At 38.5% G+C, this 25,101-nt stretch carries 32 protein-coding genes and 1 pseudogene; 32 read left to right on the forward strand and 1 reads right to left on the reverse strand.

From position 1 onward, the window contains the following. Window positions 1–8: 8 nt before the first annotated feature. From H4683_RS05195 to H4683_RS05310, 25 genes and pseudogenes are all read left to right on the forward strand, one after another. Window positions 9–764, forward strand: coding sequence for an immunity 51 family protein (locus H4683_RS05195; RefSeq protein WP_192597779.1), 756 nt, complete (start codon window positions 9–11; stop codon window positions 762–764). Window positions 765–1,100: 336 nt separating this feature from the next. Beyond that, entirely contained in the window at window positions 1,101–1,625 is a 525-nt protein-coding gene (locus H4683_RS05200; RefSeq protein WP_192597780.1) for a hypothetical protein, read from the forward strand. Between the two features lie 83 nt (window positions 1,626–1,708). Then, complete coding sequence (locus H4683_RS05205; protein WP_192597781.1) at window positions 1,709–2,362, forward strand: hypothetical protein; 654 nt, start codon at window positions 1,709–1,711, stop codon at window positions 2,360–2,362. 257 nt (window positions 2,363–2,619) lie between these two features. Next, window positions 2,620–3,198, forward strand: a complete 579-nt coding sequence (locus H4683_RS05210) for a hypothetical protein (protein WP_192597782.1) — start codon at window positions 2,620–2,622, stop codon at window positions 3,196–3,198. Window positions 3,199–3,297: 99 nt separating this feature from the next. Further along, window positions 3,298–4,134, forward strand: coding sequence for a hypothetical protein (locus H4683_RS05215; protein WP_192597783.1), 837 nt, complete (start codon window positions 3,298–3,300; stop codon window positions 4,132–4,134). Window positions 4,135–4,242: 108 nt separating this feature from the next. Further along, window positions 4,243–4,557 (forward strand): DUF7677 family protein, encoded by a 315-nt coding sequence (locus H4683_RS05220; RefSeq protein WP_225941896.1) that lies wholly within the window; start codon window positions 4,243–4,245, stop codon window positions 4,555–4,557. A gap of 715 nt (window positions 4,558–5,272) precedes the next feature. Beyond that, entirely contained in the window at window positions 5,273–5,989 is a 717-nt protein-coding gene (locus tag H4683_RS05225) for a WGR domain-containing protein (protein ID WP_192597784.1), read from the forward strand. A 156-nt stretch (window positions 5,990–6,145) separates the two neighbouring features. Then, the gene (locus H4683_RS05230; protein WP_192597785.1) at window positions 6,146–6,736 is read left to right on the forward strand and encodes a hypothetical protein; all 591 of its coding nucleotides are present in this window, start codon (window positions 6,146–6,148) and stop codon (window positions 6,734–6,736) included. A 77-nt stretch (window positions 6,737–6,813) separates the two neighbouring features. After that, on the forward strand, window positions 6,814–7,302 hold the full coding sequence (locus tag H4683_RS05235; protein WP_192597786.1) for an imm68 putative immunity domain-containing protein: 489 nt from the start codon (window positions 6,814–6,816) through the stop codon (window positions 7,300–7,302). Between the two features lie 225 nt (window positions 7,303–7,527). Continuing rightward, window positions 7,528–7,644, forward strand: a complete 117-nt coding sequence (locus tag H4683_RS22325) for a hypothetical protein (protein ID WP_420826543.1) — start codon at window positions 7,528–7,530, stop codon at window positions 7,642–7,644. Then, window positions 7,622–8,029 (forward strand): DUF6707 family protein, encoded by a 408-nt coding sequence (locus tag H4683_RS05240; protein WP_192597787.1) that lies wholly within the window; start codon window positions 7,622–7,624, stop codon window positions 8,027–8,029. Before H4683_RS22325 ends, H4683_RS05240 begins: the two co-directional genes overlap by 23 nt. Window positions 8,030–8,113: 84 nt before the next feature. Continuing rightward, window positions 8,114–9,001: a hypothetical protein gene (locus H4683_RS05245; protein WP_192597788.1), complete on the forward strand. Its 888-nt coding sequence runs from the start codon at window positions 8,114–8,116 to the stop codon at window positions 8,999–9,001. 324 nt (window positions 9,002–9,325) lie between these two features. Then, entirely contained in the window at window positions 9,326–10,375 is a 1,050-nt protein-coding gene (locus tag H4683_RS05250) for a hypothetical protein (protein ID WP_192597789.1), read from the forward strand. A 71-nt stretch (window positions 10,376–10,446) separates the two neighbouring features. Then, entirely contained in the window at window positions 10,447–10,935 is a 489-nt protein-coding gene (locus tag H4683_RS05255) for a HEAT repeat domain-containing protein (RefSeq protein ID WP_192597790.1), read from the forward strand. 473 nt (window positions 10,936–11,408) lie between these two features. Then, window positions 11,409–11,750, forward strand: coding sequence for a hypothetical protein (locus tag H4683_RS05260; RefSeq protein WP_068585442.1), 342 nt, complete (start codon window positions 11,409–11,411; stop codon window positions 11,748–11,750). A 132-nt stretch (window positions 11,751–11,882) separates the two neighbouring features. Then, complete coding sequence (locus tag H4683_RS05265; protein WP_192597791.1) at window positions 11,883–12,314, forward strand: hypothetical protein; 432 nt, start codon at window positions 11,883–11,885, stop codon at window positions 12,312–12,314. 290 nt (window positions 12,315–12,604) lie between these two features. Continuing rightward, window positions 12,605–13,036 (forward strand): annotated as a pseudogene (locus H4683_RS05270) (hypothetical protein); the annotation flags it as partial. Between the two features lie 259 nt (window positions 13,037–13,295). Then, on the forward strand, window positions 13,296–13,745 hold the full coding sequence (locus tag H4683_RS05275; protein ID WP_192597792.1) for an SMI1/KNR4 family protein: 450 nt from the start codon (window positions 13,296–13,298) through the stop codon (window positions 13,743–13,745). A gap of 576 nt (window positions 13,746–14,321) precedes the next feature. After that, window positions 14,322–14,792 (forward strand): hypothetical protein, encoded by a 471-nt coding sequence (locus H4683_RS05280; protein WP_192597793.1) that lies wholly within the window; start codon window positions 14,322–14,324, stop codon window positions 14,790–14,792. A gap of 106 nt (window positions 14,793–14,898) precedes the next feature. Further along, entirely contained in the window at window positions 14,899–15,444 is a 546-nt protein-coding gene (locus H4683_RS05285; RefSeq protein WP_192597794.1) for a DUF2004 domain-containing protein, read from the forward strand. Between the two features lie 39 nt (window positions 15,445–15,483). Then, complete coding sequence (locus tag H4683_RS05290) at window positions 15,484–15,843, forward strand: hypothetical protein (protein WP_192597795.1); 360 nt, start codon at window positions 15,484–15,486, stop codon at window positions 15,841–15,843. A 93-nt stretch (window positions 15,844–15,936) separates the two neighbouring features. Next, window positions 15,937–16,713: a DUF5713 family protein gene (locus H4683_RS22590; protein ID WP_476715134.1), complete on the forward strand. Its 777-nt coding sequence runs from the start codon at window positions 15,937–15,939 to the stop codon at window positions 16,711–16,713. Between the two features lie 105 nt (window positions 16,714–16,818). Beyond that, complete coding sequence (locus tag H4683_RS05300) at window positions 16,819–17,130, forward strand: hypothetical protein (protein WP_192597796.1); 312 nt, start codon at window positions 16,819–16,821, stop codon at window positions 17,128–17,130. A gap of 191 nt (window positions 17,131–17,321) precedes the next feature. Next, window positions 17,322–18,047, forward strand: a complete 726-nt coding sequence (locus H4683_RS05305) for a DUF1266 domain-containing protein (RefSeq protein ID WP_192597797.1) — start codon at window positions 17,322–17,324, stop codon at window positions 18,045–18,047. Window positions 18,048–18,064: 17 nt separating this feature from the next. After that, window positions 18,065–18,538: a hypothetical protein gene (locus tag H4683_RS05310; RefSeq protein ID WP_192597798.1), complete on the forward strand. Its 474-nt coding sequence runs from the start codon at window positions 18,065–18,067 to the stop codon at window positions 18,536–18,538. 481 nt (window positions 18,539–19,019) lie between these two features. On the opposite strand, the gene H4683_RS05315 is transcribed toward H4683_RS05310, so the two are convergent. Then, window positions 19,020–20,042 (reverse strand): leucine-rich repeat domain-containing protein, encoded by a 1,023-nt coding sequence (locus H4683_RS05315; protein WP_192597799.1) that lies wholly within the window; start codon window positions 20,040–20,042, stop codon window positions 19,020–19,022. 120 nt (window positions 20,043–20,162) lie between these two features. Here H4683_RS05315 and H4683_RS05320 point away from each other — a divergent pair, with 120 nt between their 5' ends. The 7 genes from H4683_RS05320 to H4683_RS05350 all read left to right on the forward strand — a co-directional run bounded on the left by H4683_RS05320 (window position 20,163) and on the right by H4683_RS05350 (window position 25,031). Next, on the forward strand, window positions 20,163–20,930 hold the full coding sequence (locus tag H4683_RS05320) for an Imm51 family immunity protein (RefSeq protein ID WP_192597800.1): 768 nt from the start codon (window positions 20,163–20,165) through the stop codon (window positions 20,928–20,930). An 84-nt stretch (window positions 20,931–21,014) separates the two neighbouring features. Beyond that, entirely contained in the window at window positions 21,015–21,698 is a 684-nt protein-coding gene (locus H4683_RS05325) for a DUF1963 domain-containing protein (protein ID WP_192597801.1), read from the forward strand. A 163-nt stretch (window positions 21,699–21,861) separates the two neighbouring features. Beyond that, complete coding sequence (locus H4683_RS05330) at window positions 21,862–22,728, forward strand: NADAR family protein (RefSeq protein WP_338062396.1); 867 nt, start codon at window positions 21,862–21,864, stop codon at window positions 22,726–22,728. A 75-nt stretch (window positions 22,729–22,803) separates the two neighbouring features. Next, complete coding sequence (locus H4683_RS05335) at window positions 22,804–23,232, forward strand: hypothetical protein (RefSeq protein WP_192597802.1); 429 nt, start codon at window positions 22,804–22,806, stop codon at window positions 23,230–23,232. Between the two features lie 206 nt (window positions 23,233–23,438). Next, window positions 23,439–23,663 carry a DUF6707 family protein gene (locus H4683_RS22330; RefSeq protein WP_192597803.1) on the forward strand — a complete coding sequence of 75 codons (225 nt, stop codon included), beginning with the start codon at window positions 23,439–23,441 and terminating at the stop codon, window positions 23,661–23,663. A 15-nt stretch (window positions 23,664–23,678) separates the two neighbouring features. Further along, window positions 23,679–24,041, forward strand: coding sequence for a hypothetical protein (locus H4683_RS22335; protein ID WP_192597804.1), 363 nt, complete (start codon window positions 23,679–23,681; stop codon window positions 24,039–24,041). Between the two features lie 84 nt (window positions 24,042–24,125). Continuing rightward, a complete protein-coding gene (locus tag H4683_RS05350; RefSeq protein WP_192597805.1) occupies window positions 24,126–25,031 on the forward strand; it encodes a hypothetical protein in 906 nt (301 codons plus the stop codon). The last annotated feature ends 70 nt before the right edge of the window (window positions 25,032–25,101 follow it).

Here is a 25,101-nt window from a genome sequence, read left to right on the forward strand (position 1 = left end):
ACCTGTCCATGAAAAAAGAACAGTTGAAAGAATTAAACAGATGGTTTGAACAGGGGGATCATCAAAAGATTATAGACGAGATTGTGGCATTGCCAGACACCGATATAGACTATGAACTCACGGGTCATCTGATACGCGCCTATAACAATATAGACGACTATGATAAGGCTATCAGGTTGCTATTATCCGTGCAGGATCAGGGGAAGGAAGATTCCCTGTGGCATTTTCGTTTAGGGTACGCCTATTATTATTCTGGAAGAGCTTGGGAAGCTCTGCAACAATTCGAGATAGCATATCAACTGAATCCAGCGGACAAGCAGGCCAACAACTTCGTGCAGATGTCCAAGAAAAGCCTTGCAAGCCAGATGAAAAAGGAGGACACACCTGACCCTGTCATCACATCCTCACAAAAGTATTTTCCATCTCCGGATGCAGAACCCCTTTTACCCTTCGTATGGGTGGATCATGCGGATTCGGTGTCGCTGATATTGAATGTGGGGAGCTATAAAAATAAGATTTTTGCGGAACGTGCTGACGAGGGATTTGAAGGAAACGGCTATGACTGGGGTTCTTTGGCCGCTGTTTTCATCGAGGAAATCATGCCGGAGTTGGCAGTTCAGATCCAATTTGATCCCGAGGCGAGTATGTTCTGTGCTTACTCAACGGACGGCGAAGCGCTGGAAAGGTTTGCTCTAGGTTTTAAGGCCGCTTGTGAGGATGATACCTTGATACGTGATTTGTTTTCCCGTGCGGAGTTGGACTAAGGAGGAAAAGACCAATGGGTGATTATTTTCGTAATTTGCATGTAGCAAGTTGAAGACTAAGCTTGAAGCGATGGGCCATGAACCGAATGGCTATGGATGGGAAAAATATTTCCTGAGCTATCTGGCCAAGTAGCATTTTATGTTCTGTCACTATGTACTGGAATCCATTGATTCAGCGGGACAATATGTCAATTATCTGAAAAATAATAAGATGTGGTATTATTGGTGGGATTTATTCAATAGGGTACGAGTGGGAGGGAATATGTGTGACAGAACCATCGCTACAAACTTTACGAGTATTAGATGAGGGTTTGATCATGGTCATGGAGGAATTATATGGATACCGATAAGCCAGTGCTTCAAATTCGCAACGTACAAGAAATTCTGGCGCCCTTTGCCAATGTGCAGGTACCGCTGTCTCGCCATATGTGCAATAAACTGTCCACAGTACCGCTGGATATTATCCGGCTTGTGGATGTGCTGCAGATGCTGGCAGGTCAAGAGCTTGCTGCTGAAATGGTGTTTGAAGATGATAAAGGCGACAATCTGTATTGCGAAGATGAGCATTTGAAAAACAACTATGTACAGATTGCTGCTAACGGCCAAGGTGATGCTTGGCTGATGAACAGAATGGATGGGAGCCTTTCTTTTTTTGACCATAGCCTGACTCAGCCGAAAGTGACAGCGCTATTCATCGATTTTTGGCAGTTTTTGCAGTTAGCTGACTTGATTCATCAATACGAAGAGTGGATCGATCAGATAAAAGATTTTGAAGAAAGCGACCTGCCCGGACAGTTGGGATCATGTCTTAGGATGTTGCATCCGGATTTGCCTGAGCATTATCCTTTCTCTTTTGTTTGATAACGATCAGCGTTTGAGAGAGCGGTTTATGAATATAGATCATGAACGCCGATATTGGGCGCTTACAAGGAGAAGTGGAGCCAATGACCGATTTTGCAGCAATCCGCAACTTGTTTCACATCACGGAATCCTGTGGTTTCGACGTGAAGGAATTGCAATCGTGGATCAGTCGATATGGGAGTATACCCGAAGTGTTGAAGGATTACTATCTGGAATTGGGTGCACATCCGCAATTGAATGGTTCCCAGGATTTCTTGATTAAGCCGAAAGATTTTCATCAATATGAGAATGACGACTATTTGATTTTCTATTTGGAAAATCAGGGTACTTGCGTTTGGGGCATACGCCGGGAGGACTTGGCAGCGTCCAATCCCCCTGTGTATGAGAACTACAGGAAGGAGAAGTGGTATCAGACAAGCGAGTCTCTTACGGAGTTCCTACATGCCATGGCCTATTTTCAAGCAGTGATTTCGATGGAGTTTTGCAATGAGGAATACTGGCAAATCGATGAACAGGTTGTAGAAGGGATTAAGATGATGTTTTCATCCAAGCAAGCGGATTCGGGCTTGTATACGGGCGTGCAGTTTTATGGTCAAGCGGGCGAGGTGATTGTGGTCATGAACAACCGTGACGGATATCTGCTGATGTTCTCAGCGGAAGATGAACAGCGATTTGACGCGTTGCATGCGACCTTGCTGCGGTTGGTTGATGGTGGAGGAAGAGGGGAAGCAGGATGAAGGAATTGCATCATGCCGTGGAGAGATTTTTGTTGAAGCAAGAGCAATATCAGGAGAAATTTGGCAGAGTTCTATCAAAGTAATGAACTCATCGATGAGGCGGCAGCCCATAGCCGAAAACTGAGAAGTACGATGTACAAGTCTTAGCTTTTTCCCGTAGGTCTATAGATTGATTCAGAGCTTTCTTTATCGACTGGAATTTGTAACTCTTAATGCATTTATATAATACGAAATTGATCATGATATGAGGTGGAAAAATGTCGGTCACTGGTTGGGTAATTAATGCGGAGTCATTTATAGATGATGATTATGGGTATGTTAATATTGCGACAACATGGAAAGGTAAGGATATGCCATCCAAACCTAAAGAAAATGAACCAATTGAAGCTATGTGGTCTAACGAAAGCTTATATGGTGTCATAGGTTCAAAAGTTGGAGATTTCATAGAAACACATGGTGTAAACGCATCTCTACAAGAAGGAATGTTCACGCACCGCTCCATTGCGGAGCAACTGGTTAAAACTTTTTCAGGACTTAAAGTGAATGAGATACAATGGATAGAGAATCCGTTGGAACATACATTAAATAACGGTAAACCCCGTATTAAGAGAGCAAAATGGTTGCCAGAAAAAGAAGTTGACATTGTTTATATTTATTCTGACACGTATGTTGATGTTTGTAACCCTCAACCTGTTAATACCGATTTCTCTACAGCAATAAGGGCGGAAAAAGACTATGAACACAACTGGTTGATGTGTACACAGCTAGCAAAAGAAAAACTTGAAGCTATGAAATTTAAAAACATTAGAATAGTTGAAAGTACAATTAAAGGATAATGTTCATCAGACAAAATAAGCATTACATACCAAATTTTCAAAATTGAACTTTACGTAAGTACCAACATTTTCTACATAAACATAAAACGAGGTGGATACATGCTGGATTTGGCCAGTCTTGTATGGGGCAAAATGGATGGTCCCTACGGCTCTGCTGAGAATGTACCGCAGCTGATCAAACAGTTGCAGAAGCAGTATGAGGAAGCTGTAACAGTTGAATTGTATTGGGAGCAGTTGTTTCATCAAAATACCATTTATTCAAGCACACTGGCCGCAGTCCCTTACCTGGCCGAGATTGCCCGTCGATCGCAGAGTCTGGAGGTCAAGCTGGATATTTTCGTGACTTGTGGCCTGTTCGAAGCCAATCGGAGTGAAAGCAGCGGGGCCGGTTATGAGTTGCCAGTTGAACTACAGCCACTAATGGATCGAGCCGGTATGGTTGTGTGTATGGATATCTACAACAGCTATATGACCGCTATCGCAGAACTGGCCGGTTATAGCTCAGATATGATGCGTTTTGCGGCTGAAGTCGGCAAAGACAACGGAGAGAAAAGGTACGTCATCGCGGCCGATGCAGCGTACCGAGGCTGGAGGGAAGCGGCTGAAGTTCTAATCACGTTCAGTGAAGGTGACGAATATGTGGCCTCTTGTCTGTCCTGCGGCGAAGATATCTATATTTGGCCTTCCCCTGAAGACGACAAGCTACTGGCTTATCGGAGCGATCCTGTATTTCATGCTGAGCAGGAATCTATCTCGATTACGCCGTCCCAGGCGATCAAGGACAATGAATTGGCCGTATTGCAGCAACTTAGCTCCAACATTGGCGAAAGCAGGCTCATGCGCCACATTCCGTATTTGGCCGGGCAAGTGAGATGCCCTTCCTGTGGTGCTTCGTGTCAGATCTGGCCCGGTTTGACGAACATGTACAAGTCTTAGCATTTTCCCGTAGGTCTATAGATTGATTCAGAACTTTCTTTATCAAATGGAATTTGTAACTCTTCATGCATTTATATAATACGATATTGATCATGAAGCTTTTACTATTTGGAGGCGGCGACTATACAAAAGTTAAGTAATTCCTTTAGTGGAGCACTTAGAACATTTTCATATTGGATAGCAAACGGTACAGTGGGATTACCACTTCTTGAGGGTATTGATTATTCTTGTATTTTTGAAGAACCAAGTGCACTAGAACAAGCATATGCCATATTTGCAAATGTAATCGAGATGGATGAAGTAGGGATAGTTTGTAATGCCAAATATGCAGAAATGAGAGCAGCACAGTATATTAGAAGTTATGTTGACAATAGTTATAAGGTTGAACCAGAATTTGAAGACTGGGAAATTGATCTTTATTAGACAACATTAAGCTCTAACGAAGAACTATAGCTCAATAATAAGCGGCAGTCTAAAACTTTATTTTCTTCTTACAACAATTTCCTATATTACAGCCATTTGAACATAATATCCTTCATGTTTGATATCGTCCAATAGTTGTAGAACCTAAGTTATGTACTCTTCTTCCATATAAAAATCAAAGAGCATAACAACCCAAAGCACATCTCATATTCTTCAATTAATACTACCTTACGAATGTGTTTTGAAATTGATGTATCTGTATTAAGATTAGAAAATGCAGTAAAGTTTCTCAAACAAAAAAAACCACATAGATGAAAGAAACCCAATTAACTTATTACGAGAATCGGGTCTCTTTCAAAGGTATCTGTAAGATTGACCTTTTAAATAGTAACTATTCTATTCATCATTTGTATTATCCTGCCTGATAGATTAATGCCCATTCCCAGTATAATACTATATTTTCTCATTCTATAACTTTATTTTCCTAGACTAATACTATATTTTCTTAGTCTAATGGTTTATTTTCTTTTAACAATTGTCGTCTGTTATGTGAAATTTCCCATGCTTACTAGAACATACTTAAGAAGCAATTCACTAGATTACTTTACATTCAACAAAGCTCTTGAAAAAATAACAGATTCTTACCGTGTGGATCAATATACGGTTAGGCAGAGCTGTCTTGGGATCTGAAACGTATTATTTAGGGGGAGTTAGAGTGAAACAATCATTCACCTTTCATGACGAAAAATCCAGTAAATTTTGGTGGATAGATTATAGTGGCTGTGACTTTGTTGTGAATTATGGAAAGACAGGCGCCGCCGGAAAATATGAGATCAAAGAATTTGACTCTGAAGAAGAATGTACCAAACAAGCTGAAAAACTAATGAAACAAAAGTTAAAGAAAGGCTATCAGGCTGATAGTAATTTTGATTTTATCAACCATTTATACTTTGATGATGAGGAAATAGGGCTCCATACCAAGACATCCCATCCTAATTTTGTTAAACATTTTGCAGACGATTTTTATTATGACTGCGGCGAGGAAGAAGCGCCTTTCGGCAGTGATGAAGGCTCGGATACATTGGCGGAATTAACTGAAAATCTGCGAAAGAAAAGTCAATTGAATTTTGTTGAGTTTCCTAAATTTATAATTGAAAAGGTATGGGGAATGAAATATGTTCCCGTAAGCAGCTTGTTAGAAGATGATGTAAAAAGAGTAGTAGAGACTGACGAGATGAATATGATCCAAAGTGATATGGTCACTTATGCTGTCGCTTTTGGTCAGATAAAAATAACTGGGGTAATTGATCCTGGGCTAAAGCATTGCGCTATCGATTCCTTGAAAAGAATTCAACAAACAGCAAAAATTTTGAACTGGGGAACGGATTCAGAAATAAGCACTAAAATGATTGAAGATTTATGTTCATTTTGACAACATATAACTGGTCTATTGTTGAAATATGGCATGATGATGATTTGTCAATTAACAATAAACAAGAAGTGTCTTTCGAAGAATTTATTGTTATTTTGTTTGAAGGGTTTAAAAAAATGGGATTTTATAAGTATTATACATTGGAGGTTTCATATTTTGGGAAGTAAAAGTATGTATCATAAAATGGTTTCAAACACTGAACTAATAGGTATTCTTTCACAATACTATGATTTTGAAATTGTTGAAGCTAATTCAAATACAAATGATAATTTTTTTGAAGTCGATGTCAAAGTGACTATCATAGCACAAGATGCTTCTGGTGGTGTATTCGCTTTGTACGGAGATGGTGATGTAGAAGATTTACCAGTTATCTTTATCAGTTCCGAGGGACAGGCAGGGAAAGTTGGGAAAAACATCGAGAAATTTCTTGGTATAATGATTACTTGTCCTTATTGGAGAGACTTATTGAAGTTTTCAGGAAACGGACAATTATCTGAGATGCTAAAATCTCAACCGTTTTTAGAAGATGAAATTTTAAAGGATATCCCTGAAATTGAGTCTGTTAAAAATAAAGTTTTTTCAATGTTATCCATGTGCGGAATTTCAAAACCAGTGGAAACATTATATGAATCAATGGAGTCCAAGCCATATGTTCATGTTTCGTCTCTCGAAGGTGAGAAATTCGATTCATTATTTAATAAGTTTGTAGTAACTGATAATCCTTTATGGAAAAACAAAATACAATAAAAAGAGTAACAGCTCGGATGCTTACGGCCAAGCTAAATATCATCTAAACGAAATCCTAAAAGAAAGTGGGGAAGAACATGTACATAAGCAAATGGTGGGGAGATTTAATTGGCGGTTCCGATGATTCGTTAGCATTAATAGACTATTTGGAACGATTGGACTTAACGGATGTGACGCTCAATCAGATTTTAAAAGACTTGGGTTTCGATGTTCTACTTTCCGAGGGAGACTTGAAAAACGGAGGAAATATTGGATTTGATAGGAGAAGTGCTAACGGCATGTTTCGGGTAGAACTTGATATTGCCTGCGGTGTTTTAATCGATCTTTCAGCCATTGTGTTGGAGTGCCTTAAATCAGGCTATGTCGATTTGCATGATTTGGATGAGGCTAGGCAGCCGTGCAAACTTTATATTGATGCCTCTGAAGAAAAAAGAAACCTGCTTCGGGATGAATTGAACAAGTTTTCCCGTAATCCGTTGTCCTACGATTTAGCCGAACTTGTTCCGACCGATGATATGAGGGAGCTTGCGGAAAAGGCGAAAATGATCGCAGATGAGCTGTTATAAGTTGGTCTTATCCTTTGAATAGGGGCCTGTTTGAAGCTTATACAACGACGCTGGTATTCCCCTAATAATCTCATAAAATGATGTACAGTGGTGATGAAGAAATTATATATACTGGGAGGAAAATAAAAATAGACACGCAAATTTTTGAACAAATAATGGAGCAATGCCCTAAGAAAAAGGTTGTAAGCTTATTTAAAAAAATGCTCTTTTAAAAGCGGTGCAGATATCCAAAATCTTAGTCATTTTGCTTATTGGCTTTATGTGCATGGTGAGCAACAGCTATCTTTAAAATGCATTTCATTTACACATGATGTAGTTTTTGAACAAAATTATAATGTATAATGTTTGGGACTTTATTCATGCTATGTGGGGACTGGAAATTCGACTTTTAAAAGAACAGAATAAACTTGACGAGGCACAGAAAATAATTGAAATAATTAATAAATATTTGCTAACGCCCACTAAAATCGATACACCAGAGGGTACAAAAACAAGAGAAGCAAAACGTCGTGAACGGTTTACTTATGAAAGTGTAATTAGAAATGAAAATATCGAAAGAGATTTACAAGACAATGATATTAAAAGAGCAAATGAGTGGAGATTTATTGCACTGCTTGGCATGATTGGCAATACCGAAACCGGACTGTATCCAAATTTAAATGAACGTAAAGATGAAATTGAGCAAAAGATTACGGAATACATTACTGAATTAACTAAAATAAAGTAACTGTTCAAAATAAATAGAACGAAACCGCTGCACGGTGGCTTCAGCTTGCCATTGACCGCATTCGAACACTGAAAGGAGTAACATATGTCGATACAACCAGGTGACGTATTCGGATTCTGGAATCCGCAATTGAACGCTTATATCGCATGTCAGATTACACATATTGTGCCAGCAGACAAACCGGACGGAAAAGACAGCTATGCTGCATTGATGCTGCATTGGACCGGGAGGGAGCTTCCTTCCATTGATCAGCTGAAACAGGCAAATCCGCTTGTGATCAATTTTTATTTTTGGAGTGATCATCTGGATCATAAAATTAGTGCGGGTCCGATTCCTCCGGAGTATACCTATATTGGAAATTTTGAGGTCCTTGTGGAAGAGCAGCCGAGAAGCTACGGAGACTGGAATCCCAAGATGTATCGTCAGCTGCAGTGGGAGCGCATTCCGGAGGACAAACGACATAACTTCAAAGCTGCCGGCAAGGCAGATAGCAGCCAACAGGTGGAAATTGCCGGAGTCATGGTGCGATGGGGCACCCAATCGCTTTCTCTGGACCGAATCCCGAACCTAACCAACTACACGGAATTGGACCGTCTGCCTTGTCTGACAACCTTGACTGTTTTCGATTGGAGCTCTGCACTAGAGAACTATGTAAGAACGCATGATTTTATCTACAAGCTGGAGCTGGAACTCCAGACAGCCGTGGAACGGATTGATTTGCAGCACACACTCATCACAGAATTCACAATGAAGCCGCAAAACATCCATGAGCTGATTGTTCCTAAGGACATGGATCGAATGACGTTTGAAGGAAGTTTGCAGCATGATGTTTATATCAAGCACGAGCGGGAAGGGCGTGGTATCACGCTTCGAAGGGTTCAACAAACTAGACAAGCGCAAGGTGTTTATTTATACCGAGGAACGAGAGGAGATTTTGGGTGCCGTAACTCCGCTTATATCCGGGCTTGTTAAGGAACTTCAGGCGATTCAGATCGAAATTGATGAACATTCGCTGTGGGAGTATACCGACCAACTCCGCGATTTTTGATCCGAACAAAATTAGTTGACTTACTGATACAAATCAGGTTTGACGAATCAGCAATGGTTGGATGGTTTACAAAATCACTATAATAACCCTGCTATCCAGAAATTCACTGAGGATCTGCATATCATTAATTCAAATGGTACAAAAGGGGAATTGATAAAGAAAAATGTTACACCTGCTCAAGCTTGTGAAGAAACGAAGAAATGGGCGTCTCAACAAGGGCACTCAATTAATTGTATGAGGTGAGACTAATGTTAAATACAGCTATTTGGTTGGAACAAGATTATTGTTCCAACCAAATAAAAAATGCATATTTGAAAACTAGATATTTCAAACTTAGAATACCTTTTAGTGAACAACAGAGTGAGTATGAAATTTGTAGATTTAAACTTATTGTTGAAGAAGTAAGGGGTGATAAACAACTATTGTTGGATTCTGCTGTGTTAGGTGAAAAAATAGCAGAAGCGGAGTATAAGAGCGTATCATTTTCAGAAAATGATATTATATATTATTCACATAAGAATAATTTTACGGATAGTGAGAATAAAACCATTCAAACAGCTATTATCGATGGTGTATTACGCGAAAAAAATCTTTACCAAAGAGAAAACATAGAATTGTCTGGGGAGTATCATGTAAATATTCAAGTTTTTCGAAAAGAGATATCTCAGCCAGATTTTTTATCAGTGGAAGCACCACCCATTTTAACAGACTACGAACAAAAAATTGAAACAATTACTGTGTATATACTGATTTTCAAAGACTCTATTGATTTGAAAAAAAACAGTAAACTTAGTAGCACCTCTGTTTACGGTAGTTTGGGAAACCTAGGCTTTTTTATGGTTGATCTTGATTTATTTAGTGAATTTATAAGAAGTGAGGTTGGTGACGGGGCAGTCAATCTTGTGGATTTATTTACAACAACTGATCTGGTTGATAAATGTTTTGAAGAGGGGTTATTGATAATCACTTGGGGGATAAAGCCATGGCACTATTATATTCATGCAATGAATAATTCAATTATATTCGATGAATGTATTGTCAGTGGAACTTACAAAATTAAAAATAAGACCAAAAAATTATCTGTAATTCCAGGGAATGAATTGCTTACATGGCCGGAGTGTCTTGAAAAAGAATGGCCTACAATTTGTATAGAGGGTGACGGTGAAAAAATTGTTTTATCGCTATGTACTTATTCTGGCAATCTTGGAAATGAAATAATTCCTTTGTATACACTCCGTAGAAGTGAAGAGCCTGTAGAAAATATTGAACCGATTATTAACTACAATTTTCTCGATTAATACCACTAGCGCTGAAATTGATCTTTATCACGCAAATTTGGGAGGAGAAATCCGTAGCAAGGAGGATAGCGATGAAAGCATATCAGAAGTTTGTCATTTATTTCTTGGATGACCCGACATGGGAGAAGCGAAAAGACGGGCCGCCGCTCGAATTGTTCGACCGCATGACGGCGGAAGAACGTCAGGCAGCGGAAGAAGAGCTTCTCCGCATCGTAAGCCTGCGTGACAACTGGCCGGTCATAGCGCTCGGCTATTTGCGATCGCACAAGGCGAAAGACATTTTGTACGAGCTTCTTCCCGGAGCCGAAGGGGAAATGAAGGTTGACATTGCGCTTGCGTTATGGCGCATCGGCCGTGATGAAGAACTCGTGGACATCGCACTTAACGCAAGCCGTACGGAGGAGAGCCCTTTTCAGCTCATCAACATGCTCTATAGTCTGGCGCGATTTGGAGTCCCCGAAACGGAAGAACGGATCGAACAACTGCTCGATCACGAAGACGATCTCGTTTCCTACAATGCCAGGCAAGCGCTGCGCCAGCTTCGCAAGAAACGCAAATAGTATTTGTTAAATGAGTTGGGAATCGATCAAACTCAAAGTATATTATTCTTTCTATAAGTGTTCAAAACGGCGGCCTATTGAGATATACCAGCTAATAGCTTGTGAACATTTCTAGCAAAGTAATTTCGAGAATAAGAGCAGGAAGATGTCCAAAAGTATGCTCGACGTCTTGAATAACTTGAAGCAACTTCAAGAGTCCTTCTCGCGTATGTTCGAATTGAAATGTCCCTTTGAATGATTTTCCACGATCTAAAAAAGCTGGCCATGGATTTCTTCTTTAGAAATATCTAGACAGATAACTGGATTCATTCGACCTCTCCTAACGTATAGATTTATCGGTAGCTCCTGAAGTTCTTCTTGTCGCTCCATAGTGCAGTTATTGCTCAATCGCTAATAATTAGAGACATTATATGGAACTTACAAAATGGATTTACGTTTGTATTATAAAGTAAGTTGAGATAAGGAGTTTTTAGATGGTTCCTACATACGGAAAAATCGCCATTTTTCTATTTATAATAATTATTTTTATTGGAGTTAGATTTGCTATACAAATCCGAAAACATCAGGGGAAGATGAATAAAAGTGAAATAAAAGATAAAATCCAATCAATTGAAGGGACGATAGTTACTATTCAAAAAGTCCGTTCAAATCAGACTCCTTTTAATAAGCCTTCAAGGGCTAAAGATTTCGGTGATCATTATCAGATAACGTATGAATTAAATGGAACTCAACATACTGCTTGGTTTCGCGCTGACCGAGCTATTGTTCAGATACCAAAACCTCCGAACCCAGAAAAATGGATATTAACAAAATAAAAGTATGATCACTTATTAACGAAAACTAAGCTAACGGGAAACGATTGTTCAATAAAGTTGCGGCAGTCTCAGTCTAGGAATGTATTTTCAACGGGATATTATGAATAGCGAACCGATAAGTGAGGGATTAAAATGACTCTAGAAAAAAGAATAACCGGATTGTGGTCAGTTGATGATTTATATGCTCCAGGTGCCATGGAAGACATATTAGTTGTTTTCCTACCAAGTGGTGAAGGCTGGTTATACTTTATCCACCCATGTGAAAATATTGTTGAAAAATTTATTTGGAATATTGATCAATTTAATTTGCTACATATTAGAGGAACTACTTCATCCCTTTATTATGATGTAGATGAGGATCACGAGTTAGCAAAAGATAGTTATTTCGACAAAAATTCCGATGTGATACTTCATGAAATTAAAGTGGAAGTTTCCGTCGAGTCTACCCCTCGAGGAGAGAATGAGGTTATTTCATTTTCTAAACCGTTGTGGGGTTCAGACGATAAATTTGCACTTGTACATAGAGACTTTGATCGAATTAATCCGCCTATATTTGACCTGTAGGTATATATTTAAAATGATCATTGAACGAACAGAGAACTATACTGCAATAAAACAGCGACAGTCTAAGATTTTATTTTCTCGAACATGATTGTCGCTATTTTAATTATGGGCACAGACTAGCACGTATTTCTCAAAGGTTGACGATTATTTGGGGTATGGGTAGAATACAGAACCTGAAATCGGCAGCGACATAGTAGCTGGCTTTATTGCAGAGATTGGCGACATAGCATGGACCAATGTCTGCACTTGCCGAAATGACTTGATAGGGTATAGAAGAAAGGATGATAGAAATGCCAAATGATACTCAAGCTCGTCCTCCTGCTGGTTCTGTTAGAGAATTTGGTCGTTATCCTATCGACCTGATAGGTCCTCGCAGTCACACTCTTGTCATTCAGCCCGGTGTGGGCAGTCTATCCATTGGACCGTCGCAATTGGGGAAGAAAGCAGACCTTCACGTTGCGACTGATGCGATCATCGATTGGACCGTATTCGATGCCTTTGCCACTCCAGCGGGCTCGCCCTGGCCGCGATTTCTGCACTATGCAGGCAGTGACGCAGGCTTTTTTGACTGGGCGCAGAAACGTCCCATAGAAGAGATGACGTGGGCTCCGATCCTGTCTGAAGACACGGTGGCGGACGCCAGACAGTCCAATTTGCAAGGCTTGCATATCAAGTTGGACCAGTCCGAGCGTCTGAGCCTGAAGCTTCCAAAGGGGCAACTCAGCCAGTCTGATCACCTGATTGGCCAGCCTATAACAGAGGAGATGGCGCAACGGTGGTTCGATGCAGTGCGTGATTACTGATTGAAATGAGGAAATGAACGGGTACTAGGAAATTGGCAAATTTCGAGCAATTCTATGAGAACATTTACCGTATTGAACAAGCTCTTTTAGTAACATTTAACTTGTTTTATTTTTCGTTTTCATCAATGTGAATTTGTGTTAAAAAAGGGCGAGTATTTCTTTTCGGAGGAGATTATTTATGTTTTCAATGACGTCAAAAAAATTAACAATAGAAGACATTCGTAAAATTGAAGTTCAACTAGGTTTGAAGTTACCGTTGCAACTTGTCGAGCATTATTTGCAATATAATGGAGGGGTCCCTAATCGAACCTATTTTTATTCAGAAGAGGCGGATATTGAGACCAATGTTCAAACATTTTTACCATTTAGGTATGTAAACGAAATAGGCATTACAATCGAAGATCGATACGTAGATTACAGAAATAGAAAAATAATGCCGGAGAAGCTTCTTCCATTTGCTAGTGATGCAGGAGGAAATAAATTTTGTATCGATATAGAAACTGGCCAAATTTATATAGTGTGGTTAGATCTTGGTGAAGTTACGAAAGACTGCATAGTTTTTTTAGCTGAGGATTTTAATGAATTTTTGAATAAACTTGACGAAGATGAAGATGATGACGAAGCATAATTTAATAAGATTATAATAGGAAAACAAGCTGTCGTGGAAATTATCAATGTCAGCTTGTTTTTAAATAATGTAATAGCTTAAGAAAATAGAAACAATTACAACCGTTTCCACTACTATGCACCTTATGAGGGGATAAACACACAGAAGGGTCCTTTAGGAATAGACGGTGGAATAGCGTTATATGGGTATGTGCATGATCCGAATATTTGGATTGATGTATTTGGTCTATCTAAGAAATACGGAAAGCCGAAAAGGCCAGTAGGATATAAAACAGAAGATATTGACGAACATGCCTAATTAAGACCACAAGTCAATCGTGAACCTGCCCATAATAAACCATCGATTGATACACTAGTACACTCTCACCATCCTATACAAAACGAGTGGGCTAAAAAATGTCAAGGGTTATCCATCGCCTATAGAGTACTGCCATCCCATTGACGTAAAGGAGTGGGGCCGTTCGCATCACAACCTGAAGCCACGTTAATCGAAGGGACTCCAGAGACCACGTGGAAGAACGAAAGAAATAGATGAGACTTTCATAGTAACCAGATAGGATATAAAGGAGGATTTATTGTGAATAATAGTATTGCAGAACATTGGAATCTTGAAAAGCATGAACTGCCCGGCATTAATTGCATCATCTTTCCAAACGGCACTGTAACAATTTTAAATTGTTACAGCACATATAACCCCAACACAAAAGAAAGTAAATCTTTTTGCTCTCCCTTGTGTGACACAACCATTGAAAGCATAGCAAAGTATAATGTTGAATATTGGACGATCGTTGATGAATGGGTCAGTATTGAATATCAAGATGGGAAAATCCATGGCGGTGATGGTCAAATGGGAAATGAAGGATTTATTGCTTGTACGGATGCTGAAAACCGTTTGGTATGGGGAATATTTTTTGAGAATTCAAACCCTATAAAAGACTTAGAAATCAAAGATAATATCCTAATCGCTATTAATGAGCATACCGAATTACAAATTGAAATCAACTTAGAAAACCTCACCCAAATTAAAATGACTTCCATAAAGTCCTGATAATGTTTTATCGTTTTACTTTCTCCATATTCCCCCTTAACGTTATTAATCCGCGTTTTGCTGGTGGGACCCCTAATTGAACAGAAAGATTAAAGGAGCCAACTAAATGATGAAACAAATACCAAGCAGGAAATTTCCTAGTCTAGAGTACACACCCGGCGAATCTATTTGGATAGATAACCTAATGCCTGGTAACCAGATTCCATTTTATTTTAATGTGTCGGAAAAAATTACACAAAATGAGAGCGCTATCGCTCGTGTTTCCCATGCACTAGATCACATGGATGAGTTGGTAAACAAGGCTCGGGCGCATCTAAGAGATATTATTCAAAATACAAAAGACCCTAGTCATAAGTTGCTTCATGATTTCTTTGCTTTTCATCTTTTAGAAATGGATGATGAAAGCTTAAAAGTAATGTTTGGGATGGAGCAACCTGGAACATTAAGTGAACTGGAGATGGTTGACCTACTTATGCTAAAAAGCTTGGGAAGCAGCTTGGGCGAAGGTTGGTTGGGAAGTAACTTTGAAAAAGAGCTAAAAAAACAGATATTCATTATGGATTTTACTTTTGACCCAGAGTATACGGATCAGTTGGTTGTTGTCTATTTGGATGCGAACTATAACATACTGACTATAAGCCATGAAAGTTAAGATCAAGAATCTAAGAGTAATGGAAGTAGGTTTAGCGTTGTGATAAAAATATTAAGCATAGTTTTGTTGGAAGATGATTTATTCGAAAAACTTGTTTGTAAGATGGAAAATGTTTTTGGCATTCGTTTACCTTACGAAAACAAAAAAGGTCGTTTTATTGCTGAAGGTGACACGGTTACTTATAAAGTCATACTTGTAGATAGAGTAGACGACCTTAGTGATTTGTTGTGTGATGAACATCACACTTTAGATATTCGTATCGATATGGATGAATCCTTCAACTATGAAAAATATGAAGAAGATGTAGTAACAAAATTGAAAAATGGTGAAATTAGATGGAAATATGGTATCTGGACTAAAACGAAAGACGATGAGGAATATCGTAAAATTTATCCTTAATATGCAAAATGATGATATTATAATGATGATAGTTGATTTAAGATAAATTTAGATAATAGGTGGTAAATCTTACAAACGAAAAGAGGCAGAGTGATGGAAAAAGACACTTTCGCGCAACTTATTATTTGGCATCAAGAAGATGAACATGAAAAAATAGTAGATAGAATTATGGAAATTCCCCAATTAGACAGAGATTATGATACGGTCAGTTTATTGGCAAGAGCTTTGAATAATTTGGAACGTTACGATGAAGCACTTCAACAGCTTTTGGCTATTTCAAAACTAGGTGAGAATGACCCACTTTGGCATTTTCGCGTGGGCTACTCCTACTATTATCTTGAACAATATGAGGAAGCATTAAGAGAATTTGAAATTACAGATAAGCTAGATCCAGAAGATAGAGATACTTTGACATTATTAGATTGGAGCCGAGGTAAAGTCGAACGAAATAATAAGAAACTTAAGCAATCTGCCGCATTGAAAGTTTTGAACGAACAAACTACGGATAACGAAGCAAGTGAAGTTCCCTTTGTGCTAAGCGTGCGAGATAATGATAGTGCGTCATTTGAATATTTAAAAGATATGTACATTGATGGATACTACCCTAATTTTCTTGTGGATAAAGTCAAAGCTGAACTAGTTAAAGTTGTTGAATTTTTGGAACAAGGAAATCAAGATGTCGAAGAAATTCAATCAAAGCTTGATTTCGCCATCCATGCAATCAATGATCTTGCAGTAGAGTTTGACGAAAATGACAGCGAAATTGAAACAGTTGCGAGAGAATCAATTGCACAAACTGTTGAAGATATTTTAGCTTTTTTTGGTATCGAAATAGATACAGAAGAAGCCATTCGTGAACGTGATTGGTAGTTTGTTGGGGAAATATTATGCTAATGAGTACATTGCTGAAAAATGAATTTAAGTATAACTTGGATCAGATGCATTCATATTTTCAAATGATCGAAGAGTTGAATGTTGGTACTTATAAAAAAGAAATTTTTCAAAGTCGGGAAGCCGAGGGATTCGAAGAAGGAGCATACCGAATTTCCACCCCAAGATGGTTTTGACGTTATCCTGCAGATTCAGGAACAAGGGCAAGCAGAACCACTTTTGTGGGGGGCCGGCCAAAATGCCGATGGCGCCAAACAAATGGTCGAAAATGTATTCACCCTTAGAGACGTTTTCGCACTCCTGATGGAGCTTCTTGACTCCCGGCATCCGACGTCCTTCCTTGGCTTACTTCATCCCATCACCGACCAGCACGACGCAATCCTGCACAAGCAGTAGAGGGGCCGTCCGGCGGATCACCTGGAGCCACTGGCGATCTTATCCTTTCGTTATGAGAGACCTAGGAACCATACAATCGTCTGATTGGGTTGTTTTTCTGTGCAAAGATTTTTCGACAAAAACTTTTCACTGACCAGTATATAATTTATGTGAGAGTATTTATATTTTATGAACGAAATGAGGATGAAAACTTGGGTTTTTTTAAAAAATTAGCAGGTGCACTGAGCAAGAAAAAGTATCGAAAGAACCCCAATGCCGCTATTTTAACCGTAGAACAGTATGCTGCTTTGTATGTTGGAGCAATCAATTCAGAACAGACGATGTATTTTTGTGATAGTTTGCAAACTGGGTCTGACAAAAATGAAATTAGTCGAAGTGTGAAAGATTACTACGGCATTGTTGACAGAGATACTGCATTAATGACTTTGAATTGGCTGAGTAGCAGGGGGCATAGAATCTACTTTGAGGCCATCAAACAACTTGTTTCAGGTCTATCCATAGCCGTTGATGAGGCGATTTTGGAAGAAGACGAAAAGGTAAATACATACAAATATATGAATCATCTAAATCATACAATCGAAGATCTAGTTAAAAATAAGCATATTAACAAAAGAGAAGACTTGAGCACAAAATCTATTGTTGGCTGGGATATGGGACGACTGGTTTTGATTACACGTTGCTGCTATGATTTGGCATATGTTTCAGAAGAAGAAGCTTGGAGTTATATTAATAAAGCCCATAGAGAATGTCAGAATACCTATTTGAACTGGAAAGAGTTTGCAGATGGTTATATTATTGGGAGATCTATGTGGAGCGGGTCTCATACGACGCTGCACGGTATTATGGAAATTGCAAAAGAGTTGCTAAAGGATGCTGACAGTCCTTGGTTAAAATACTCATTGCGACAAAAATTATAAAAAAGGGGAAATTTACTATGGATATTAAATTATTGGCTATACCAGCAGTAGTAATAATAGTTGGAGTGATTGTGATGGTGTTTCTGAACAAAAAGGGGGGGCGTTCTGCCAGTGTGGCTCAGGATGTTATGAAAAATTATGTGCGTGAACAGCTTCCAAATATGCAAAGTGCTAATTTGGATGTCATTAACTTGCTTGAGGACACAATTGACCCAGAGCATATTTGGGTAGTTGCTTACAATGACAGCGGAATGTTTTTTATCCCTTCTACATCGAATCCTTTCACACGATCAATTAAGAGATATGAGGAAGGAAAAGTCGATTATATACCTTTTTCAGCGATTACTAATAAGTTGGTAGCACAAGACAAGAAGAAAATCATATTGCATTTAGGTGATATAGTAAAATCGTTTAAGTATCAAAACAAAGATTGTTTTGGTGCCAATCAAGAACAAGAACTCTCTAAATTTATAAAATATTTAAGTAATTAGAGTCTACTTAATATATGGATTGGGCAACCGAAAGCGCTAAACTTTGGTTTGGTGGTACGCCTGTTGATTTTCCGGAAGCTGCCAGATCAAAAACGCAGAAGCTCATCCAGTAATAATAAGCGAGCGAATTGTGCAAACGACAAGCTTGCATGACGAGGAATAACTAATTTTCCATGATTGTAAAAGATTTTGAATAACACTGGACAGTGAAAAGTTTTTGTCGAAAAATATTTGCACAGAAAAATAACCCAATCAGACGATTGTATGGTATCCTAGGTCTCTCATAACGAAAGGATAAGATCGCCGAATGAGTTACAAGAAACAACTTACCCGATTCGAGAGCAATTGACCATACCGATGCTCAAATACATGAAATCAGATAAAGAAATATACGAAGCGCAAAGGACAGTTTCTGCATGAAGAGGTCCTAGAGAAGTTCTTGGTTTCACAGTTCGAAAGCTATGGGGAATTATAATACAAACTACATCAATATACGAGAAAGATGAATCGAATTCATCTTTCTTTGTCTTTTTTCCTTAGGAATACAATCAATTAAAATGTCCTGTTTACCTGAATCAACCAGTTTTTTTCGTATGGTTTCAATGCGTTTCTTATTAAAATCAATAAATTGAAAATCCAACTGTTTCAGCTTAGGCATGTCTGATAAAAAGTCAAACGCTTCCGCCTTGATCTTCGTATTTATTTCCTTCAACTCTAAAATTTCCAGTTTTGTTGCAGTTTTTAAGACATCTATCTCTATCAGTGATTTCATGTTTTCCAGTTCTAATTGTTTCAAGTTATCCATAGCAGAAAAATCACATAGCTTCTCCACTCTGGATAAAGACAAACTCAAAAACTCCAAATTCTCGAATCTACTCAAGAAGGAAACATCCTCTAGCTTTGCAATGGATGATAGCTCTAACATCTTCAAGGTTCGAACGTTGAGTACATCCAGATCACAATTCACGTTACAGTTATCGATAAGGAGATATTCTATGGGGATCTCTTTGACAAAGTTCAATTGCTCAACTGTACACTGAAGGATTATGCTGCTAAGATTTTTACAGTTTGCTATGGGAGACAAATTATCGAATTTTCCACTTAATTGCAAGTGCTGAAGTTTTTGAAAACTACTTATAAAATCGATAGAAAGTGTTTGGTCAGAATCAATTTTCAAAAACTCCATGTTTTTTAGGGCCTGAAGTTTATTTAAATCTTGCTTTTTTTTCATGCTTAGATGCAAGGCAGTTACGTTTTTCAATCCAGCTAAGATGTCTAGCATTTCAACTGAATAATCCCCTTTATTTCTGTAACTCCATATGTGCAAAATAAGATCAGGACGATGGGATAGGACCATTTCATCTAATTTTACTAAATCCGCCAATTTATCTGAATCAAAAGCAAAACTGATCGTAGCTCGTCGCCTTAGTTTTTCAACAGCTGCTTTCATTTTTTTAGGCGTCCAAGGCACACCATGCATAGCATGTATCCACTCTTCACTCATAAGTTTATCCCTCGTTTCATTTCTCATATAATCGCAATTGATTGAACCTTTTAAATCATATGGGTTATTCTAATATATGGCAATCATTTTTTGATTAAAGTAAGAGGAGATGATACAAAGATGGATAAGGATTTATTGAAACAGCTCACTCTTTGGCATAACAAGAGCCAGCATGCGAAAATCATTAACAAAATTATGGAAATACCCGAGGCAGAAAGGGACTATGACTTAGTTTGCCTTTTGGCAAGAGCATTGAATAATCAAGAAAACTATAATGAAGCTATCCAATATTTTTTATCTGTGCAAGAGCAAGGCGAGCACGACCCTCTTTGGCATTTCCGAATAGGATATGCTTATTATTACCTTGAACAGTATAAGGAAGCGATAGTTGCTTTTGAACAAGCTGTAGCACTAGATCCTGAAGATTCAGATGGTAGGATGTTTTTAGAAATGAGCCGCAACGCCGCTGCTAGAGCAGGAAATAAAACCATCCATATAGTGAACGTTGAAAAGGCGATGAGGATTGGGAATGACCCCCATTTGTTAGAAATTGAAGAAAAAATAAACCCATTTGGGCTAGTTGCGCATAATAATGGAAGCATATCAATGATTTTAGGTGTTGGCAAATATAAGCATGAAATTTTTCAAACCCGAGCCGAAGAAGGATGTGAAGGCAATGGCTATGATTGGGGTTCATTAGCAGCCGTGTTTCTTGAAGAAAAAATGCCTCACTTAGTTGATATCATACGATTTGACCCGGAAGCCGATACGTTCGTTACTTATACAGACAATAAAGAAGCCATACTTAGTTTTGCAATCGCCTTTAAGGAAGCATGTGAAGATGACTCATTAATGAAAGAACTATTTTCACGAGCTGTATTAGATTGACTGGAAATATCAAGGTACAACACATCAATAATAGTGTGGATCCATTATAATAATGTTGTGCCAGAACGAAAGGATGCGATAATAATGAAGAAATACAAGATCGATAGTTTTACCCGCGTCAGTGAACCGATTCGGACTCCCATAACGAAAATCGGAGGACAGCCAGTATGGCTAACAGAACCGCAATGGCCGCTTAGCAGCGGGTGGGACAAGCGCCCGATGATGTTTATCGGTCAGATTGAGCTAGATCAGCAATTATTCCCCACTCCAAACGTTCCTGTTCCTCTGATGGCCTATCTCTTTGTTACGCATGCGAAAAATATGGAGGAAGGCTTCTTTGATCCTGATATCATCGATCCCGATGGCGGTGAAAATGCGATCATTATCCAGCCCGGAGGTGAGCTTCTGATAGATACAGCCCCATTGGTTAACGGACCAACGCTGTGGGATAACAATGGCGAATCTTATGAAGGCATCCCTCAGTTGCAAGAAGCCCAAGACCCTGCATTTCTCGATTCCGAAGCCTACCTCCTTCTCACTGAGGATGAGCGGAAAGCATATAACGCTGAAGTTGACGGCGATAAAATTGGCGGTGTGCCCTACTTTTTCCAAGGCGATGGTTGGCCAGATGACAGCAACTGGGGTTTGCTGCTACAATTGCATGCCAATTTCAAGCCTTTCTGCTTGTTGGTGGGAGCCTCGCCGACGATTTTTGCATTTGTTAATGAGGATCTAACGACCGGAAAGCTAGTCATTCAGGATAGTTAGTTAGGAGCACGAGCTTGCCGGGAATGACCACTTTACCGTTAAAGCAATTTGTCAAAATGTACCGATTAGAAGTAGAAGCCTTACTGAATTAAATAACTTATTAGTCCTCAACAAGTAACTGTTTACGTATTTTAATAATTAGTATATAAGGTGTGTGAGAGACTTGAACAAATCACTTGATATTCATAAACGGATAGCACCACCATGGCTTATGTATCCAAACATAGGAAGGTACAGCATTGGTTGGAGAATGGGATATGGCGAGAGTTATATAATTGAATTTGGAAATTGGTTTTCTGAACTAAACATTGGAGAACAGAATAACTTTCGCCAAATGTTTCCTCCCCCTAAAGGTTGGCTTGGTTGGTACGAAGAAGACCATCTTGATGAAGATATTTATGATAATGAAGGAGGCCTCCTTTGGAATGTTGAAGGAAAGCCCGCTTATTCAATTAATTGGCTACGTGAAAAAGTCAATCATGGTGAAAAATTAGAATATGTATTCTTTTGGGGACACCAACCGAGTAATAACGGTCGTATTACAGAATCTTGCTTAAGTCAGTGGTGGAAAGAAGGATTCGAAGTTGAGATCAATAGTTATTGCTGTATGGAGCAATATATGATGGCAGAAAAAGCAATGATTTTTGATGATGAAGAAATGCTCGAGAGGATTTTGAAAAGCGATAATCCTAAAGAAATCAAGGAGTTAGGCAGGAAAGTAAACAACTTTAATGAGGCTGTTTGGGAGGAAAAACGATATTCCACTGTTTTAAATGGCAACTATGCCAAGTTTCTACAGAACCCAATACTTATGCAATTTCTATTACAAACAGAGAATTTAATTTTAGTAGAAGCAAGTCCACATGATCAGATATGGGGTATTGGCATGTCTTCTGATGATAAGGCAGTTAATAACCCTTTTGAATGGAAGGGTCAAAACTTGTTAGGCTTTGCCTTAATGGAAGTGCGAGATGAACTCAAGCGGATATGTAAAAATTACAATGAGCTAAGCTTAAACAAACTACACTAGGACTTTGATGTATATGTATATCAATTTGGTTTACTAAGATATTGCGATTTTATGCATTATAGGAGGTCATCTTGCTTGGACAAAATCAAGTTAGTAATAAAAAAAGACGACGAAGCAGAGTTTGTTGATATTTACATAAATGAGAAACGATTAGTTGAAATGCTTAGGGAAATTGAACTGCAATATGAACCTAAAATAGCAGGAGAATATAGAGGGCTTCCACAAAGTGTAGTGTTTTTTCCATCTAGACATTTCCTTGACGAACCAGACAAATGGTATCTCCATGATGATAAAGTCTCTATATTAGAATGTGTTTGTGGAAGTCCAGGTTGTTGGGATTTTAATGTCAAGATAACTATTGAGGATGATAAAGTCATCTGGAGTGAGTTTGAGCAACCTCTTAGAAGTGTTGATTCAGCAGGTGGATATTGGAATTATGATAAAATAAAACCTATTGTGTTCGACAGGAAGCAATATGAAGCTGAACTAAGTAAGATGGCTTAATGCTTTTAGATAAGCAAATATATTCATACGGGGCAACTATACTGCTAATCAATTTCGAATGGGAAAAGAGTTCGAAGATAATACAAGTGAATTTTATGAGAAATGTGAAAAATTAATTGAGAAAGTGATTTAAATATTTCTCAAAAACGGATAAAAAGACGTATAACGGTGATGAAGAAATTTTATTTACTGGAAGGAAAATAAAGATGGATACGCAAATTTTTGAACAAATAATGGATCAATGCCCTAAGAAAAAGGTTGTAAGCTTATGTAAAAAATTGATGAAAAAATGCTCTTTTAAAAGCGGTGCAGATATCCAAAATCTTAGTCATCTTGCTTATTGGCTTTATGTGCATGGTGAGCCTGAGCTATCTTTAAAATGCATTTCATTTACTCATGATTTAGTTTTTGACCAAAATTACAATGTTTAGGACTTCATTCATGCTATGTTGGGACTGGAAATTCGACTTTTAAAAGAACAGAATAAACTTGACGAGGCACAGAAAATAATTGAAATAATTAATAACCATTTGCTAACGCCCACTAAAATTGGTACACCAGAGGATACAAAAACTAGAGAAGCAAACCGCCGTGAAAGGTTTACTTATGAAAGTGTAATTAGAAAAGAAAATATCGAAAGAAATTCACAAGACAATGATATTAAAAGCGCAAATGAGTGGAGATTTAATGCACTTCTTGGCATGATTGGCAATACCGAAACCGGACTGTATCCAAATTTAAATGAACGTAAAAATGAAATTGAGCAAACGATTACTGAATACATTACTGAATTAGCTAAAATAAAGTAACTGTGATTTTTGATCCGAACAAAGAGTGCTGTCCGTATTGGAGAAAAAATGAGACGGACAAAAAAAGGTGGAATTCATAAAGCGATGAAAACATTCTGGGAAAGAAACGCGTCTAAACGAGCACAAAACAAAATCAAAAAACTGGCCGATGGTTTAAGCTTGGATTTTAAAGCTTTGAATATTCTTTTTAATTCGATTTGGGATTATGATGACGAATTATTTGGCTGGGTTGCTTCCAGCGGCGGTGACAATAAAATCCCGGATGCCGAATTCGAATATGGCAGAGCAAAAGGATTATTAAGGCCGAATGAGGAAATAACCGCGCAAAAACTTTTTGATAGGATCGTGGCCCTCATAAACGGACTGGAAAAGGAACAAGTGAGTAACGCTTTTATAAAAGGGATCGCCACGCAGAATCCGGCCTATATCTCAGTCCTTGGGAGCTATTCCTATTATTTATCAATCGATGACAATTCTGTCGATACTTATTTGAGCCATGAAGAAAAGAACAAACATTTGAACCCGAGCCAAGTAGTCATTAACTATAATAAAAGGGTTTTCGACAGGTTGTTCCGGTCAGGCATTATGTCTCATCAAGACCCGGTGTACGCTTATGTTGATTTACTCGACTTCTCCAATACTGAAAGGATATCTATTTCTGAAACCGAAACCGCCATACTGGCGAATACGCTGAAAGCGATTCAAAATGTACCTGACGAAACGCAACCATCGGAATTGGAAAAAGTAACAAAGTCGTTTTTAATGGGAAATAAGGCGTATAGACAAATTGTATTGCGCATTCTAGGCATCAGCGACATTTTGAATTCAAGCGTTAACAAACGAATTCGCGAAACCTATGAATTGGATCAAGAGCTGCCAAGTCACTTTTATAAGAAAGAAATGGGTTATCCGTTGGCGTGGTGGGAAGGTAAATATGGCTTGGATGATGAAGCCGTAACATTTTGGTTTAGCAATCTTGATCTTAGATAGACCGCCTCTCGGTGGTTTACCAAAGGAACGGTGCGAGCAATTGGGCGTAGCAATGTCTGCACTTACCGAA

Source organism: Sporosarcina limicola, from assembly GCF_014873855.1.
GTDB lineage: Bacteria > Bacillota > Bacilli > Bacillales_A > Planococcaceae > Sporosarcina > Sporosarcina limicola.